The sequence below is a fragment of the Phytohabitans maris genome (genome assembly GCF_031085175.1).
GTDB lineage: Bacteria > Actinomycetota > Actinomycetes > Mycobacteriales > Micromonosporaceae > Phytohabitans > Phytohabitans maris.
The window spans coordinates 24088-40694 of record NZ_JAVHUY010000069.1 but is presented as its reverse complement, the minus strand read 5'-3'; the positions used below and the strand labels follow the sequence as shown (position 1 = coordinate 40694).

The 16607-nt window shown below is 69.9% G+C and carries 17 protein-coding genes; 11 read left to right on the top strand and 6 right to left on the bottom strand.

Going from position 1 to position 16607, the window contains the following annotated elements:
* Window positions 1-67 precede the first annotated feature (67 nt).
* Window positions 68-961 carry an IS982 family transposase gene (locus tag RB614_RS42010; RefSeq protein ID WP_308717983.1) on the top strand — a complete coding sequence of 298 codons (894 nt, stop codon included), beginning with the start codon at window positions 68-70 and terminating at the stop codon, window positions 959-961.
* A 20-nt stretch (window positions 962-981) separates the two neighbouring features.
* Here RB614_RS42010 and RB614_RS42005 read toward each other — a convergent pair whose 3' ends face one another.
* Entirely contained in the window at window positions 982-1914 is a 933-nt protein-coding gene (locus tag RB614_RS42005) for a rhomboid family intramembrane serine protease (protein WP_308718310.1), read from the bottom strand.
* Between the two features lie 17 nt (window positions 1915-1931).
* Window positions 1932-2468, bottom strand: coding sequence for a peptidylprolyl isomerase (locus RB614_RS42000; RefSeq protein WP_308718309.1), 537 nt, complete (start codon window positions 2466-2468; stop codon window positions 1932-1934).
* Window positions 2469-2729: 261 nt separating this feature from the next.
* Here RB614_RS42000 and RB614_RS41995 point away from each other — a divergent pair, with 261 nt between their 5' ends.
* Window positions 2730-3233 carry a hypothetical protein gene (locus tag RB614_RS41995; protein WP_308718308.1) on the top strand — a complete coding sequence of 168 codons (504 nt, stop codon included), beginning with the start codon at window positions 2730-2732 and terminating at the stop codon, window positions 3231-3233.
* Window positions 3234-3345: 112 nt separating this feature from the next.
* Here the strand turns inward: RB614_RS41995 and corA are convergent, their stop codons facing one another.
* The 3 genes from corA to RB614_RS41980 form a co-directional block, all read right to left on the bottom strand.
* Window positions 3346-4494, bottom strand: a complete 1149-nt coding sequence (gene corA, locus RB614_RS41990) for a magnesium/cobalt transporter CorA (protein ID WP_308718307.1) — start codon at window positions 4492-4494, stop codon at window positions 3346-3348.
* 288 nt (window positions 4495-4782) lie between these two features.
* A complete protein-coding gene (locus RB614_RS41985) occupies window positions 4783-5874 on the bottom strand; it encodes an aminotransferase-like domain-containing protein (RefSeq protein WP_308718306.1) in 1092 nt (363 codons plus the stop codon).
* A 164-nt stretch (window positions 5875-6038) separates the two neighbouring features.
* Window positions 6039-6431: a CBS domain-containing protein gene (locus RB614_RS41980; RefSeq protein ID WP_308718305.1), complete on the bottom strand. Its 393-nt coding sequence runs from the start codon at window positions 6429-6431 to the stop codon at window positions 6039-6041.
* A 165-nt stretch (window positions 6432-6596) separates the two neighbouring features.
* On the opposite strand from RB614_RS41980, the gene RB614_RS41975 reads away from it, so the two are divergent.
* The 5 genes from RB614_RS41975 (at window position 6597) to RB614_RS41955 (ending at window position 11964) form a co-directional block, all read left to right on the top strand.
* A complete protein-coding gene (locus RB614_RS41975; protein ID WP_308718304.1) occupies window positions 6597-7046 on the top strand; it encodes an NUDIX hydrolase in 450 nt (149 codons plus the stop codon).
* Window positions 7047-7068: 22 nt separating this feature from the next.
* Complete coding sequence (locus tag RB614_RS41970; RefSeq protein WP_308718303.1) at window positions 7069-7929, top strand: Fpg/Nei family DNA glycosylase; 861 nt, start codon at window positions 7069-7071, stop codon at window positions 7927-7929.
* A 279-nt stretch (window positions 7930-8208) separates the two neighbouring features.
* Window positions 8209-9714, top strand: a complete 1506-nt coding sequence (locus RB614_RS41965) for a sugar transferase (protein WP_308718302.1) — start codon at window positions 8209-8211, stop codon at window positions 9712-9714.
* Window positions 9715-10003: 289 nt separating this feature from the next.
* The gene (locus RB614_RS41960) at window positions 10004-11212 is read left to right on the top strand and encodes a sensor histidine kinase (protein ID WP_308718301.1); all 1209 of its coding nucleotides are present in this window, start codon (window positions 10004-10006) and stop codon (window positions 11210-11212) included.
* Window positions 11209-11964: a LytR/AlgR family response regulator transcription factor gene (locus RB614_RS41955; RefSeq protein WP_308718300.1), complete on the top strand. Its 756-nt coding sequence runs from the start codon at window positions 11209-11211 to the stop codon at window positions 11962-11964. Before RB614_RS41960 ends, RB614_RS41955 begins: the two co-directional genes overlap by 4 nt.
* On the opposite strand, the gene RB614_RS41950 is transcribed toward RB614_RS41955, so the two are convergent.
* Window positions 11961-12530: a Uma2 family endonuclease gene (locus tag RB614_RS41950; RefSeq protein WP_308718299.1), complete on the bottom strand. Its 570-nt coding sequence runs from the start codon at window positions 12528-12530 to the stop codon at window positions 11961-11963. The two genes, RB614_RS41955 and RB614_RS41950, sit on opposite strands and share 4 nt — an antisense overlap.
* Window positions 12531-12674: 144 nt before the next feature.
* On the opposite strand from RB614_RS41950, the gene RB614_RS41945 reads away from it, so the two are divergent.
* From RB614_RS41945 to RB614_RS41930, 4 genes are read left to right on the top strand one after another with little or no spacing between them, the layout of a single operon-like run.
* Window positions 12675-13190, top strand: a complete 516-nt coding sequence (locus RB614_RS41945) for a SigE family RNA polymerase sigma factor (RefSeq protein ID WP_308718298.1) — start codon at window positions 12675-12677, stop codon at window positions 13188-13190.
* Complete coding sequence (locus RB614_RS41940; protein ID WP_308718297.1) at window positions 13187-14422, top strand: hypothetical protein; 1236 nt, start codon at window positions 13187-13189, stop codon at window positions 14420-14422. Before RB614_RS41945 ends, RB614_RS41940 begins: the two co-directional genes overlap by 4 nt.
* Before the next feature lie 42 nt (window positions 14423-14464).
* On the top strand, window positions 14465-14857 hold the full coding sequence (locus tag RB614_RS41935; RefSeq protein ID WP_308718296.1) for a DUF485 domain-containing protein: 393 nt from the start codon (window positions 14465-14467) through the stop codon (window positions 14855-14857).
* The gene (locus RB614_RS41930; protein WP_308718295.1) at window positions 14857-16518 is read left to right on the top strand and encodes a sodium/solute symporter; all 1662 of its coding nucleotides are present in this window, start codon (window positions 14857-14859) and stop codon (window positions 16516-16518) included. The genes RB614_RS41935 and RB614_RS41930 overlap by 1 nt, the downstream gene beginning before the upstream one ends.
* Window positions 16519-16607: the final 89 nt, after the last annotated feature.

Genomic DNA, 16607 nt, shown 5'->3' with positions numbered 1-16607 from the left:
CTAGACGAGTAGTTCCGATGTCGGGGGTCGATGCGAGGGCATGAGGGAGGGTGTCGATGATCATGTTGTGACGCAAGACCTCGACACCCTCTTGACCGCACTTTACGTGAAGATCGATGACACGATCCGGACGCCGCGATGGTTGGGCCGGCCGCCGCTGCTGACCGACTCCGAGCTGGTCTGCCTGGCCGTGGCCCAGGTCCTGCTCGGCGCCCGGTCGGAGGCGCACTGGATCCGCTACGCCCGGATCCATCTACGCGCCTGGTTCCCCTACCTGCCACAACGCCCCGGCTACAACAAGCGGCTCCGTGCCGCCCTGCCGCTGATCAAGAAGACCATCCGGGACCTGGCCCGTGACAGCGACTTCTGGTTCGACAACCACTGGATCGTCGACTCCACCCCGATCCCGTGCGGCATGTCCCGCCCGACGGTGAAACGCTCGGACCTGGCCGGGTGGGCCGGATACGGCTACTGCGCCTCCCACTCACGGTTCTTCTGGGGCCTGCGCCTGTATCTGGTGTGCACCCCGACCGGGATGCCGATCATGTGGGCCCTGGCCAACCCGAAGATCGGCGAACGGGAGGTCCTCGCCGCGATGCTCGAGGTCGAAGCCGGCGTGGTCGCCGAGCACACCGGCATCCTGATGATCAGCGACAAGGGCTTCGCGTCCAAGACACTCGAGCGGGACCTGGCCGAGCAGGGTATCCAGTTGCTGCGGCCCTCTCGCAAGCGGGACAAAGCCCGCTACGGCGAGGCGCTGCTCAAGAAGGTCCGGCAGCTGATCGAGTCGGTCAACGACACCCTCAAAGGTCAACTCGACCTCGAACAACACGGCGGACGGACCTTCACCGGAGTCGCCGTCCGCATCGCCCAACGCCTACTGGCCATGGCCGCCGCGATCTGGCACAACAACAAGACCGGCGCACCGATCACCCGGTCACTGATCGCCTACGACCACTGACCGACATCGGAACTACTCGTCTAGTTGAGCGCGGCTGTCTGCAGGAGCGTCAGCAGCGCGAGCACCACGAGCACCGCCGCGCTGCCCCCGGCCTGCACGAGCGTGCGGTGGGTGCGTGGCGCGTACGCCAGGACGGCCCCGACGATCGCCCCGACCACGAGGCCGCCGAGGTGGCCGGCGATCGAGATGCCCGGCACGGCGAAGGTCAGCACGATGTTGACCACGAGGATGCCGATGACGGCGGAGGTGTCCCGGCCGAGCTTGCGCAGGATGATGAAGAACGCCGCGAAGAGCCCGAAGACCGCGGTCGACGCGCCGGCGGCCAGGCTGTTTGGGCTGATCAGGTAGCAGGCGACGTTGCCGCCGAGGCCGGCGAGCAGGTAGAGCCCGAGGAAGCGGAGCGGCCCGAGCACCGCCTCCAGGTTGCGGCCGAGCACCCAGAGCGCCCACATGTTCATGGCGAGGTGCAGGATCCCGTAGTGGATGAACATCGCGGTGATGAGCCGGTAGTAGGCGCCGTCCGCGACCCCGGGGTACACGTCGCCGAAGCCCGGGATGTTGCCCAGGAACACGCCCTGGTTGTTGACGGTGACCTCGTGGGCCACCACCCCGCCGATCGCCTGGAGGCGGCCGCCGCTGGTGAACAGGCCGCCGTCGAAGAGCGAGCTCGAACCGGCCAGGGCGAGGCCGAGGAGGGCCACGAGGACGTTGAGGCCGATCAGTGCCTTCGTGACGTACCCTTCGCGGCCGGCGGCACTGCCACCGAAGGCGGTGCGCGCCGGCCGCTGGGTGCGTCGTCCCTCGGCCACGCACTCCGGGCACTGGTGCCCGACGGAGGCCGTTCGCATGCAGTCCGGGCAGATTGGCCGGTCACATCGGACACACCGGACATAGGTCTCCCGCGACGGGTGGCGGTAGCAGACCGGCACGGTCACGGGAGACTCACTACTCATAGAGGCAAAGGTACCTGTCAGCCCTCGATCTCGACGCGCTCGATGACCACGTCGCTGACCGGTCGGTCGCCGGGGGCGGTCTGGGTGGTCGCGATCGAGTCGACGACCTTGGCCGACGCCTCGTCCGCGACCTGGCCGAAGATCGTGTGCTTCCGGTTCAGGTGCGGGGTCGCGCTGACCGTGATGAAGAACTGCGAGCCGTTCGTGCCCTGGTTGTTGTAGCCCGGCCCGGCGTTCGCCATCGCCAGCAGGTACGGGCGGTCGAAGGTCAGCTCGGGGTGGATCTCGTCCGGGAACGTGTAGCCCGGCCCGCCGCGACCGGTCGCGGTCGGGTCACCCATCTGGACCATGAAGCCGCTGATCACGCGGTGCGAGATCGTGCCGTCGTAGTACGGCCCGGAGCCTGGCTGCCCCGTCCGCGGGTCGGTGTAGGACTTCGTGCCCTTGGCGAGCCCCACGAAGTTTTCTACCGTCTTCGGCGCGTGGTTGGGGAAGAGCTCCAACCGGATAGGGCCGTGGTTGGTGTGCAAGGTGGCGTAGAGAGCGTCAGCCACGGGTACTCCTCAGTTGTTGGTCAGTTCCATGCGGATCCTCCCATGTGCCCGTTCCGGCAGTGCGAAGGCATCCAAGGGGGCAGGATGACGAGGAGAGACTGGTCTCCCCGGTCGTGCGCTTTCCCGTGTCGCGGAGACGCGACCCGGGCATAGCACGAAGAAAGAGGAGCGAGGAGGTGGGTATCGGTGCTCGGAATGGCGCGGCGCAGGACGCGCGGCCAGTTGGTGAAGACTGAGCTGGGCGAGAGTTTCGATCACTTCATGCAAGCCGCCACCCATGCCGCGGGCGGAGTCGGTGCGACGATGGGCCCGAAGGCGGCAGACGGCATGCACCGGGTCCGGCAGGGCGCGGCACACGGGTGGGAGTCCACGATGGCGACGCTGGCACCCCTGGCCGCCGCGGCGGCTGAGGGCGCCCGTGAGGCCGGCCGCACCACGAAGCGGGCCGGGCGCAACGCGCGCCCGGCCGGCACCACGAAGATGCGGGCGGTCACGCCCAAGAGGGAGTCGAGGATGTCCCGCAGGCGTTTGCCCATGCTGGCCGGGCTGCTGGCCGCCGGTGCCGCTCTCGGTGCGGTGGGGGCGCTGGTCATGCGCCGTCGCAAGCAGCAGCAGTGGCAGGAGTACGACCCCAGCCAGGCGATGGAGCCGGTCGCGGCCGACGCCGACGAGAAGACCGGCGGCGCCGCCGACCCCGCGATGAACGGGACCGTCGACTCCGCCACGCTCGACGGCGTGGTCGACTCGACCAAGGGCCGTCACTGACGACCGAAGGCTGTAGGCCCGCCGGGCCCCGCCGGGCCTACAGCCAGCCGTTCGCGCACCGCCAACAGCCGCCGCCGTCACGGCGCCACAGCCAGCCGCCGCAGTCGCGGCGCTACAGCCAGCCGTTCTTGCGGAAGAAGCGGTAGAGCGCGAGCGAGATGCTCAGCATGACGGCGAGCACCACCGGATACCCGTACGTCCAGCCCAGCTCCGGCATGTGCGTGAAGTTCATGCCGTAGATGCCGGCGAAAGCGGTCCACACCGCCGCGATAGCGGCCCACGCGGCGATCTTGCGCATGTCGTTGTTTTGATCCACGGTCACCTGTGCCAGCCGCGCCTGGAGTACCGAGTTGAGCAGGTCGTCGTACGAGTTGATCTGCTCGACGGTGCGGGTCAGGTGGTCCTGCACGTCCCGGAAGTAGCGCCGGATCTCCTTCGGCACGTCGCGGTTGACCTGCGCGGTCAGCGTGATCAAGGGCCGCTGGAGCGGCATCACCGCCCGCTTGAACTCCACCAGTTCCCGCTTCATCTGGTAGATCCGCTGGATCCGGCCGTGCGAGTGGCGGCCGAAGACCTCCGACTCCAGCCGGTCGAGGTCGACCTCGACCTGGTCGGCCACCTCCACGTAGAGGTCGACGACCCGGTCGGTCACCGCGTACGCCACCGACCAGGGGCCCTGGAGCAGCAGGTCGTGCTTGCTCTCCAGGTCGACCCGGACCGGGCTGAGCCGGCAGGCGTCGCCGTGCCGGACGGTGATCACGAAAGCCGGCCCGATGAAGAGCATCACCTGGCCGGTCTCCACCACTTCGGACGTCTCGGTCAGCTCACCCTCGCCCACGTACCGGGCGGTGCGCAGCACCAGCGAGCTCACCTCGCCGAACTGCTCCAGCTTCGGGCGCTGCTCCGCCTTGACCGCGTCTTCGACCGCGAGCTCGTGCAGCCCGTACGTCTCGGCGATGTCGGCCATCTCGGCGGCGTCCGGCTCGTGCAGTCCAAGCCAGACGAACGCGTGCCGCTGCCCCTCCCGGCGGGCCGCGGCCAGCGCCTCCGCGTACTGCCATTCGCCGGGCTGGCGCTCGCCGTCGATGTAGAGGGCGCAGTCGACGATCGCGCTCCGCGCGGAGGGGGGTGCGTGCTCCCGCCGGCGCGGCCCGTCGACCGGGCTCAGCATCCTGGTCATCGCCCGCCGAACGGGGGCGGCCCAGGTGCGGGTCAGCGGCCGCCCTCCCCCGTCGGTGCGCGCGGCACCCTCATCCGCCATGGTGTCCATCTTTCTACGCCTGATCCGTCCCGGAAGACGCCGCGTGCGTCACTCGCCAGTGAGCCGGGCAACGCGTAGTTATGCAACCGCTGAGGCGCCGGGTGGACCGGCCGCGTCGGGGGGTGGGGGGTGCGAGCGGCCCACCCGGCGCCGATGGGGGGCGGGGGGTTTTGCTTATGGGGTCAACTGCATAGCGATCGCTCGCAGCATTGTGATCCGTTAGCCCGCCCGAGGGGAACCCCGGGCCGGCAGCGATGACGCATTGTCAGAAATCCGACAGAAGAATCGTCACCGGACGGCTTGGACCGCAGCGGCGAGCCGGCGTACCCCTTCTTCGATCTGTTCGACCGTGACCGCGGAGTACGCCAAGCGCAGCGCGTGCTCCCCACCCTCGATCAGGAAGTCGCTCCCCTTGACCACGGCGACGCCCCGCTCGGCGGCCGCGGTGAAGACGTCGTCGGCCCGTACGCCTTCCGGAAGCTCGATCCAGAGGAAGTAGCCGCCGTCCGGCTCGGTGAACCGCACGCCGGGGATGTGCTCGCGCAGCGCCGCGGCCAGGACGCGGGCCCGCTCGCCCAGCGCGGCCTTGACGGTCTCGATCGAGCGGTCGATGTCGCCGGAGACGCAGAACTGGTGCACGATCGCCTGCGCCACCATGCCGGGCGAAATGTAGAGGTTGGTGGCCCGCTTGGCGATGTCGCCGATCAGCGGCGCCGGCCCGACCAGGTAGCCGACCCGCACACCGGGGCAGACCGTCTTGGTGAAGCTGGAGGCGTGTACGACCACGCCGGTCTCGTCGAGCGACAGCATCGAGGGCTGCGCCTCGCCACGGAACCGGATGTCGACGTACGGGTCGTCCTCGAAGATCGTGAAGCCGTACTCGGTGGCGAGCTCCAGCAGCGCCTCGCGCTTGGGCATGGAGAGCGTGACACCGGCCGGGTTCTGGTAGTTCGGGATGATGTGGGCCAGCTTGGGGCGTACCCCGGACTCCAGTAGCTTGCGCAGCTCGTCGGTGTCGATGCCGTCCGGCTGGAGCGTGACGGCGTGGATCTCGCCACCCCGGTTGCGCAGGTTGAGCAGCGTACGGTCGTACGTCGGCCGCTCCACGACCACGGCGTCACCGGGCCCGACCAGGTAGTCGAAGAGGAACGCGTCGGCCTGGAGCGAGCCGTTGGTGACCAGCACCTGGTTGACGGAGACACCGTGCTTGTCGGCGATCCACTTGCGCAGGGGCGGGTAGCCGACGGAGGTGCCGTACGCCGTGATCCCGCCGGGATCGGCGTCGAACGCGCGGACGGCGGCGGCCTTGAGCCCCTCGACATCGACGATGTCCAGCGACGGCGCGCCACGGGCGAAGGAGATCAGCTGCTCGGCGGTCATGGTTGCACAGCGTACGGACCGAAGTTGATCTTCACGACACTGATATACGCTGTAGTGCTCTTTCGCGCTTTGCCGGGCAGCACCGGCACGGCGACCGCCGCACCCACCGCCACCACGGCGACGGCGGCGGCACGGCCACGCGGTCGCCGGGGGCGCCCGCGACCTCAGACCTTGGCGCTGGTGTGCTGCTGGGCCCAGACCCGCATGATGTCGCGGACCGAGATGATGCCCAGCACGTCGCTCTCCTCCATGACGACGAGGTGACGGAACCCGCCGCGGGACATCGCCACGGCCGCCTCCTCGAGCGTCCAGTCGGGGCTGGCGTAGACCACATCCCAGGTGAGATGGGCCGAGGTGTGCTCCACGTCCGGGTCGAGTCCCCGGCCGATGGCGTTGAGAACGTCACGCTCCGTCATGATGCCGACCCCTTCGGAGTCGGGGTCGATCACGATGGCCGAGCCGATGCGGCGGGTGGCCATCATCTGGGCGGCCTGCCGCAGCGTGTGCTCGGGGCCGACTACGAGAACCTGGCTGGACATGGCATCGCGAACGCGCATCGCACATCACCCCTCAAGGCACCGGGTGGGACCCAGGTCTTGCCGCCTTTGGCTGCATCGCGGCCGCGATGCAGCCAAAGGCTAATGAAATCGTCGCCCGAACGGAGACAGAACTACAAGACTTGTGTTCTGTCGGGTCGGGACTCAGGTAGATAGATTCAAAACGTGCCCACGGAGCCCCTACGCTGCGCCGGCGCCTTGATCGTCGACGACGACGGGCGCATCTTCATCCAGCGCCGGTCACCCGATCGGCGCCTGTTTCCCAATACCTGGGACATCGTCGGCGGCCATCTGGAGCCCGGGGAGGGCGTCGAGGACGCGCTGCGGCGGGAGGTCGAGGAGGAGACCGGCTGGGCCGTCTCGGTCGTCCTCGGCACCGTCGGTGAGTACGCGTACACCGGCGATGACGGCGTCGACCGGGTGGAGACCGACTTCCTGGTGCGGGTCGACGGCGATCTGGCCCGGCCGCGGCTGGAGCCGGGCAAGCACACCGAGTGGCGCTGGATTACGGAGAGTGAGATCACGGTGCTGGACGAGCACCGTAACGTCAACAACGGCCTGATCCGCACGATCGCGGAGGAGGGTTTCGCCGCGCTGCGGCTGCTCGGCCTCTGAAACGCGGGCTACCTTTTGTTGCATGCCGGAGTTGCCTGAGGTGGAGGCGCTCGCCGCGTACCTTCGCGAGCGGGCCGCCGGACGGCGCGTGGACCGGATCGAGGTCGCCGCGCTGAGCGCGCTGAAGACGTATGACCCGCCGCCGACGGCGGCCGCCGGGCTGGAGATCACCGGCGCCGGCCGGCACGGCAAGTTCCTCGACATCCACATCGGGGAGGATCTGCATCTCGTCGTGCACCTGGCGCGGGCCGGCTGGCTGCACTACCGCGACTCGTTCAACAGCGGCGTGCCGCTCAAGCCGGGCAAGGGGCCGATCGCGCTGCGGGTGCGGCTCGACGACGGCTCCGGCTTCGACCTCACCGAGGCGGGCACCAAGAAGAGCCTCGCCGCGTACCTGGTGAAGGATCCCGCGCTGGTGCCCGGCGTGGCGCGGCTCGGGCCGGACGCGCTCGCCGCCGACCTCGACACGTTCGCCGAGCGGATCCGCGGCCGCAACGGACAGCTCAAAGGCGTGCTGACCTCCCAGGAGGTGCTGGCCGGCGTGGGCAACGCGTACTCGGACGAGATCCTGCACGCCGCCAAGCTCTCCCCGTTCGCGATCACCACCCGGCTGACCGACGAGCAGATGGCCCGGCTGCACGCGGCGGTCCGGGAGATCCTGACCGACGCGGTGACCCGCTCGGTCGGCCAGCGCGCCGCCGAGCTCAAAGGCGAGAAACGCTCGGGGCTACGGGTGCACGCCCGCACCGGGCTCCCCTGCCCGGTCTGCGGCGACACGGTCCGGGAGGTGTCGTTCGCCGACTCCAGCCTCCAGTACTGCCCGACCTGCCAGACCGGCGGAAAGCCCCTCGCCGATCGCAGACTGTCACGGCTCGTGCGCTAGGCGATATGGCCGTGACCTACGGTTTTGCGAACTGGGCCCAATGGGCACCTGCCGGGTGGACAACGCTCGGTATAGTGACCCGGTCCATGGTCCCATTCGATCACGGTGGGGCGTATTGTCTCTGCGGTCACCGATCCGCCGCGATGACCATGGGAGACTGATGCGGTGGTCAGTCCCGAGCCTGACGGCACATGGGCGGCACGTGCAAAGCGGGAGGACGTAGGTGAGGTGACGACAAGCCTCCAACGCCCGGTAGCCAACACAGGCCGGAGCAAGACCGTGCGCCACGTCGATAGCTTCGAAATCCAGGCGCCGACGCCGCCGTCGCACAACGGTGTGCCGCGTTCGGCATGGGCCCGCGCCCGGCGGCGTGCGTCCCGCTGGCACCGCCCGTACACGGCGGTGCTGCTTCTGCTCGACTACGCGGCGACCGCCCTGGCCAGCCTCATCTCCATCAGCGCGTACGACCAGGCCGTCTCCGGTTTCCAGGATGCCGACGAGGCGTGGTTCAAGACCGTGGCGTACGTGCTGCTGCCGCTCGGCTGGCTCATCATGCTCTGGGCCAACGGCGCCTACGACCGGCGTTACCTCGGCCTCGGCACCGATGAGTTCAAACGAGTGGTGCGCGCGTCGGTGACGGTCATGGCGAGCGTTTCCTTCCTCGCGTTCGCCACCAAGACCGACCTCTCCCGGCTGACGGTGGCCACCGCCCTCGTCGGCGCGACGATGCTGATCCTCGTCGCCCGTTACTTCGCCCGGTTCGTCCTCCACCAGGTGCGCAAGCGCGCCGGGCAGGCCGGCCACCGCATGCTGCTCATCGGCACGCTGCCGGAGACGCTGGAGGTCTACACCGCGGTTACCCGCAGCCCATCCGCCGGCCTGGTGCCGGTCGCCATCCACATCACCGACGGGTACGCGGCGGCGCGCGGCATCGAGACCCCCGTACCGGTGCACTCCGGCCGCGACGTGCTCACGCTGGTCCGCGAGGTCGGCGCCGACACGATCGCCGTCTGCGGCTCGGCCAGCGCCGAGCCCGGCGAGCTGCGCCGCCTGGCCTGGCAGCTCGAGGGCACCGGCATCGACCTGGTCGTGGCGCCCCAGCTCACCGATATCGCCGGCCCGCGTGTGCACATCCGGCCGATCGAGGGCCTGCCGCTGCTGCACGTCGAGGAGCCCACGCTCTCCGGCATCGGCTGGCTGGCGAAAAACCTGCTCGACCGGATCGCCGCCGGCCTGGGGCTGCTGATCCTGGTCCCGCTGTTCGTCGCAATCGCCATCGCGATCAAGCTCTCCGACCGCGGCCCGGTCTTCTTCCGCCAGCCGCGGGTGGGTCACGAGGGCCGGACGTTCCGGGTCTGGAAGTTCCGGACCATGTATGTCGACGCCGAAGACCGCCTCGCCTCGCTGGTCGACCAGAACGAGTCCGACGGCATGCTCTTCAAGATCAAGGAAGACCCGCGCGTCTTCCCGGTCGGCCGCTTCCTGCGCGCCAGCTCCCTCGACGAGCTGCCCCAGCTGATCAACGTGCTCTGGGGCGAGATGTCCCTCGTCGGCCCCCGCCCGCTCCCCGCCGACGACGGCGACTTCCTCGGCGACGTACGGCGCCGGCTGCTGGTCCGCCCGGGCATCACCGGCCTGTGGCAGGTCTCCGGCCGCTCCGACCTCTCCTGGGACGAGGCGGTCCGGCTCGACCTCTACTACGTGGACAACTGGTCCCTGGCCTACGACCTGAGCATCCTGTGGCGCACGGTCGGCGTCGTCCTCGCCCGAAAGGGCGCCTACTAAAAGCCCCGGTGATCAAAGCTCCCCTGAAGTCGTTCTAGCGACGTGGAGGGAGCTTTGATCACAGAGCGCATATGCCCCGGTCCGCGCCAGCCGCGGACCGTTCGCGCGGGGTCCCCGGGGAAACGTGGAGCGCAGCGAAGCGTTTTCTTGGGGTGCTTTCCCGCGGGCACCGCTCCGGTCGGCGGCTCGCTGGCGCTCGCCGAGATCCCCGACCTCCGCTGCCGGCTCCGCGCGACAAGCCCATCGTGCGCCACGAAGGCCATCCTGGAAGATCCCGCAGAATACTTCTGTGGGCTCGAACGTCTCCGCGGCCTTTGCCGTCGTCGCGCTGGTCACTGCGCTGGCGGCGGCCGTCTGGGCGGTGGCCCGGCTGCGCGCCCGCCGCGGCATCGCCACCGCGACCCAGCGCGCCACGTACGACGTGCTGCACACCGCCGGCCAGGCCGCCGACCCGCTGCGCACCGGGCTCAGCCAGGCGAGCGCGGCGAAGGCGATCCGGCACCTGCGCGCACTCGTCGGCGCGCCCGGCCTGGCCCTGGTCGACGACGAGGAGATCCTGGCGCTCGACGGCCGCGGCACCCACCACTCCGCCCAGCTCGTCGCCGCCTCCCAGAAGGCGCTCACCGCCGGCCGCTCCCACGTGCTCGGCCCCGACGACCTCCCCTGCGACCGCGTCGACTGCCCGGTACGCGGCGCGGTGGTGGCGCCGATGTCCGGCCCGGACGGCTCGGCGCCCGGCGCGCTCGTGGCGATCGCCGACGACCAGCCGGCGCCCGGGCTGGTACAGGCGACGCTGGAGACCGCCCGCTGGGCCGGCGCCCAGCTCGCCCTCGCCGAGCTGGACTCCTCGCGGGAGATGCTCGCCCGCGCCGAGGTACGTGCCCTCCGTGCCCAGATAAGCCCGCATTTCGTGTACAACGCGCTGTCCGCGATCGCCTCGTTCGTCCGGACCGACCCGGAGCGGGCGCGCGAGCTGATCCTGGAGTTCGCCGAGTTCACCCGGTACTCGTTCCGCTCGCACGGCGACTTCACCACGCTCGCCGAGGAGCTACGGTCGATCGACCGGTACCTGACCATCGAGCGGGCCCGCTTCGGCGACCGCCTCCAGGTGCGGCTGCAGATCGCGCCCGAAGTGCTGCCGGTCGGCCTGCCGTTCCTGTGCCTGCAACCGCTGGTCGAGAACGCCGTACGGCACGGCCTTTCGCGCAAGCCGGGCGTGGGTATGGTGAGCATCGAGGCCCGCGACGCCGGGGCCGAGTGCCACATCACCGTCGAGGACGACGGCGTGGGCATGGACCCGGCGGTGCTGGTCGCCGGGGTCGCCGAGGCGGCCGACCGCCACGACTCCGGCCACGTTGGACTGTCCAACGTAGACGAGCGACTCCGCTCCGTCTTCGGAGACCAGTTCGGTCTGGTGGTGGAGACCGGGATCGGAGCGGGTACGAAGGTGAGCATGCGCGTGCCGAAGTTTCACCCCGCGGTCAGGACAAACCCGTGAGCGCCTTCCTGCGCGTACTGGCCGTCGACGACGAGCCACCGGCCCTCGACGAGCTCGCCTACCTGCTGCGCACCGACCCGCGCGTCGGCCGCCTGCACACCGCCTCCGACGCCACCGAGGCGCTGCGCGTGCTGCGCGACACCGATGTCGACGTGGTGTTTCTGGACATCCGCATGCCCGGCCTCGACGGCATGGAGCTGGCCCGGGTGCTGCGCCGCTTCGCCCGCCCGCCGGCGATCGTCTTCGTCACCGCCTACGACGACGCGGCCGTGGACGCCTTCGACCTGGGCGTCACCGACTATGTCCGCAAGCCGGTGCAGCCCGAGCGGATCGGCGAGTCACTGCGCCGCGTGGTCAGCTCCCGCGTGGTGCCGGCCGGCCCGTCCGCCGCACCGCGCGCCGAGGAGGACCCGACGATCCCGGTCGAGCTGGCCGGCACCACCCGCATGCTGCCCCGCTCGGCGGTGCGGTGGGTCGAGGCCCAGGGCGACTACGCCCGCCTGCACACGGCCGACGGCTCGCACCTGGTCCGCGTGCCGCTGGCCACGCTCGCCGAGCGCTGGGCGGACGCCGGGTTTGTCCGCATCCACCGCTCGTACCTGGTGCAGCTGCGCCTCATCGCCGAGCTCCGCCTGACCAGCTCCGGCTACGTCGTGGTCGTCGACGACACCGACCTGCCGGTCTCCCGCCGCCACACCCGCGAGCTGAAGGACAAGCTGGTGCGCGCCGCCAAGCAGGACTGGAACCGCTAGAAGATCTCAGCGAGATCGAAGGCGAGCGGGAACGGCTTGCCGGTGCGCCACACCTGTCCAGGCTCGACGACGGCGGCCTCCCGGTAGGTGCCGTCGGCGGCCAGCTCCAGCACGGTGAGAGCCTGCTTTTTCGGGTCGACGATCCAGTAGACGGGGATGCCGGCGATCGCGTATTCGTCGCGTTTGACCACCAGGTCGTAACGGGCGTTGCTTGGCGAAAGCACCTCAACCACAAGGACCACGTCAGACGGATGAAACGCATCTCCCTCGCCGTATGCCGTCTCAGGCACGACGAATAGATCGGGAATGAAGTAGGATGTGCGCTTTCGGCTTACGCCGACGCTCTGGCTGACAAGAACATCATCGGGTGCCTGGCGGGTCATCACACGGTGCAGCCGATTGGTGACGCCTCCGTGGAACATGCCGGCGTGCGGAGTCACTACCAGGCTCCCGTCGTAGATCTCGTAGCGATCGACGGCGTCGTCGGGAAGATCTTTGAGATCGTCGATCGTCCACGGCTCGCCGAACTCGTGGTGTTGAACGAGAGGATCGGCCATCGTCGTCATGCCCCCACATGCTGGCGGAATCGGCAAGAGATCGTTCAGTTATCCACAGGCGCCGAGCACCCATTATCCACAGGTCCGGTTTTCCACAGGGCCCGTGCAACAGTGGTTGTGCCCGCCACGTCCCTGGTGGCGAGGGAGGTGGGCATGAAGGACGCCGACAAGGCCTTCGAGGAGTTCGTCCGGTCGCGGTCACCCGCGCTCGTCCGCTACGGGTACGTGCTGACCGGCAACCCGCACGACGCGGCCGACCTGGCCCAGGAGGCGCTCGCACGCCTGGGTTCGGCCTGGTCCCGGGTGCGGAAGAAGGACGACCCGGAAGGGTACGCGCGCACCACCATGGCGCGCCTGCACATCAGCCGCTGGCGCCGCCTGCGCCGGGAGCGGCTCGTCGGAGAGCCACCGGATCGCGGGTACGCCGACCCAGGGCTGGATCGGGCGGAAGGCGACGCCGGGCTGTGGCGTGCGCTGGGCGAGCTGCCCCGGCGCCAGCGCGCCGTGCTGGTGCTCCGCTACTACGAGCACCACACCGACGAGGAGATCGCCGCGCTGCTGGGGATATCCCGCGGCACGGTACGCAGCCAGGCCGCCCGCGCGCTGGACAAACTGCGCGCGAACTGGGCGCCCGCGCACGCGAGCACGACGGCAGGGGGAGTGAAGTGACGAGCCAACTGGAAGATGAGCTGACCCACACGCTGGCAGGCGCCGCCGACCTCGCACCCGAGCCGGACGAGAGCTTCGTCGAAGGTGTCCACCGCCGGCGGCGCGCCCGGACGCACCGCCGGGTCGCGATGGTGGCGGGCTGCGCCGCCGTACTGGCGGTCGTCAGCGGGGTGGCCGTCACCAACCTGAGCTGGCGAGCCACCGAGCCAGGACCGCCGTTTGCCAGCTCGGACTGGTCGGGGACCGTACCGGACTTCGCGACGGCCGACCCGCCCGACAAGGTCTGGCCGGATGCGGTACACCGGTTGCCCGCCACGCTGCCGAACGGCGCCAAGTATCAGGTGTTCGCCGTCCTCGGCGGTGACCGCTATCTCGTGCGGACGACGGCGGGTGTGCCCAGCGCGAGCGCACCATGGGTCTACAACGCCAGGACGGGTGACCTCGTCTTCCTCGGCACCGAGGAGATGCGGACCCGCCCGGGCTCGTCGTCGAAGGACTGGACTACAGCCGTTGGCGACTACGCCGTGTGGTTCGGGACGGCCAGCGAAAGCAACCAGCGGGACGCGGGCGTCTGGACCGCACGGCTGGACGGCACCGGAGACCCGAAAATGATCGCCACGGTGAAGGATCACGGCAGCATCCCTCCGCTCATCGGCGTCCTCGGCGACTCGGTCTACTGGGCCCAGGAAGGCTCCGGCACATACCGCCTGCCAGTATCCGGTGGCACTCCGCAGCGCGTACGGGACAGCGACGGATACCAGCTGTTCGGCCTGTCGCCCTGGGTAGACACGACCGGGCACCTGGTCGCCGAGGAGGACCCCACTCCGGACAAAGGCGTGCTGTGGGACCTCGAAACCGGCGAACGGCGGCCGTGGGTCTCGCACAAGGACGCCCAGACGGTCATCTGCGCCCCGCAGATCTGCACCGGTCGGACCGAGCGCGGAACGTATTTCGTGCAGCGCCTGGACGGCACCGGCTTCCAGGAGCTGCCGTACCCGGAGGATGGCTTCCACGCCACCCCCGCGATCGGCGGCAGGTTCAGCATCGGTACGGTCAAAACCTCCGACGGCACTTTCCGGTACATCTGGGACATCGTGGGTGACAAGGTGGCGAGCGCCGCAGCCCCGGCCGGACAGGACGACGGGACCGCATACGGGTTCGAGAGCTCGACCTTCCAGTGGCTGGCCGGCGACGGGTCGGTCCGCGTGCTCGATCTGAAGGCCATCAGGTAGGCGGAGCTTGACATCGGGCGGTGGTGGGTGAGACTGCCGGACATGGAGCAGCCCACCAGCGGCGACGGCGCGCCGCAGCGGACCAGGATCGTGCTGGCTGAGGTGGTGCGCCGGCGCGACCACGACCGGGTCAGGGCGGAGCTCACCGAGCAGACGCAGGTCGGCGAGGCGCTCGTACGAGGTCTCGTGCGCGCCCAGCTCGCGCTCGCCCTGCGGCTCTCGGTGGTGGTGGCCATCGGGCTCGGCGCGCTGCCGCTGCTCTTCGCCGTCGCGCCGACCACGAGTACCGTCAAGATCTTCGGGATCAGCCTGCCGTGGGTGCTGCTCGGCATCGGCGCGTTCCCGTTCCTGGTCGCGGTGGGCTGGGCGTACGTATACCTCGCCGAGCGCAACGAGCAGGACTTCACCGCCGTGGTCCGCCGGCCGGAACGCTGATGGACAACCCGTACACCGTCCCGGCGATCGTCGCGGTCACGCTCGCCACGCTGGCGATCGGCTTCTACGGCCTCAAGCTGGCCCGCACCACGTCCGACTTCCTGGTCGCCTCGCGCGTGGTCAGCCCCACCTGGAACGCGGCCGCGATCGGCGGCGAGTACCTGTCGGCCGCGTCCTTCCTCGGCGTCGCCGGGCTGATCCTCAAGTACGGCGTCGACGTCCTCTGGTACCCGGTGGGCTTCGCCGCCGGCTACCTCGCGCTGCTGCTCTTCGTCGCCGCGCCGCTGCGCCGCTCGGGGGCGTTCACGCTGCCGGACTTCTGCGAGGTGCGGCTGCACTCGCGCGGCCTGCGCAAGCTCGCCACCGCGTTCGTGGTCTTCATCGGCTGGCTATACCTCGTGCCGCAGCTCCAGGGCGCCGGGCTCACGCTCACCACGGTCACCGGCGGCCCGTACGAGCTGGGCGCGCTCCTCGTCGGCGTGGTCGTCACCGCCAACGTGGCGCTGGGCGGGATGCGCGCGATCACCTTCGTGCAGGCGTTCCAGTATTGGCTGAAGCTGACGGCGCTCGCCGTACCCGCGATGTTTGTGGTTTTGCATTGGCAGGCGGACGGACGTCCGCCGGTGACGCCGCCGGACGGCCTCACCTTCCCGGCCGCGACCACCGTCGTGGTCGACCACCCCGCTACCCTCACCCTTCCCGACGGGTCCACAAGGGAGGTACGCCCCGGCGAGGAGCTCGCGTTTCAGGCGGGTGAGCCGGTGCCGCACGTGTCTGGTGTGGACACTGCCCGCGACCTGGACTGGCTCCTGCCCGGAAACGACGCGGGCGGGCTCTTCGGCACGTACAGCCTGATCCTGGCCACGTTTCTCGGCACGATGGGGCTGCCGCACGTACTCGTGCGCTTTTACACCAACCCCAACGGCGCCGCTGCCCGGCGCACGACGCTGGTGGTCCTCGCGCTGGTCGGCCTCTTCTATTTCCTACCCACGCTGTATGGCGTGCTCGGCCGCGTCTACACGCCGCAGCTGCTGATGACCGGCGAGACGGACGCGGTGGTGCTGCTGCTGCCGGTCGCGGTCCTCGGCTCGGGCGTGCTGGGCCAACTGCTGGCCGCGCTGGTCGCGGCGGGTGCGTTCGCGGCGTTCCTGTCGTCCAGCTCCGGCCTGCTCACCAGCGTCGCCGGCGTCATCTCGACGGACGTGCTCGCCCACGCCAGCGACCGCGGCCCCGGCCAGCGCGGCTCGGTCCGCGACTTTCGGGTGGCCGCCCTGGTCGCCGGCCTGGTGCCGGTGGTGCTCGCCCTCAACGTGGCCAGCCTCGACGTCTCCCAGGTCGTGGGGCTGGCGTTCGCGGTGGCGGCGTCCAGCTTCTGCCCGCTGCTCGTGCTCGGCATCTGGTGGCGCCGCCTCACCGACCTGGGCGCGGCGGCCGGCATCCTGGCCGGCGGCGGGGCGGCGGTAGGCGCGGTCCTGGTCACGATCCTCGGACCGCCGCTGCACGGCTGGGCGGCCGCAATGATCGCCCAGCCGGCGGCCTGGACGGTACCGCTGGCGTTCGCGGTGATGGTCGCCGTCTCCCTGGCCACCCGCCGGCGCACCCCGCCCGACGTGGGTACGACGATGCTCCGCCTGCACGCCCCCGAATCCCTCCGCCTGTGATCGACGACCGACGGAGTCCTCCACAGGTTGTTCACAACTCGCGCGGGAGGTCTCCATCGTGGGTGCATAGAGTGCCGGACATGAGCGGG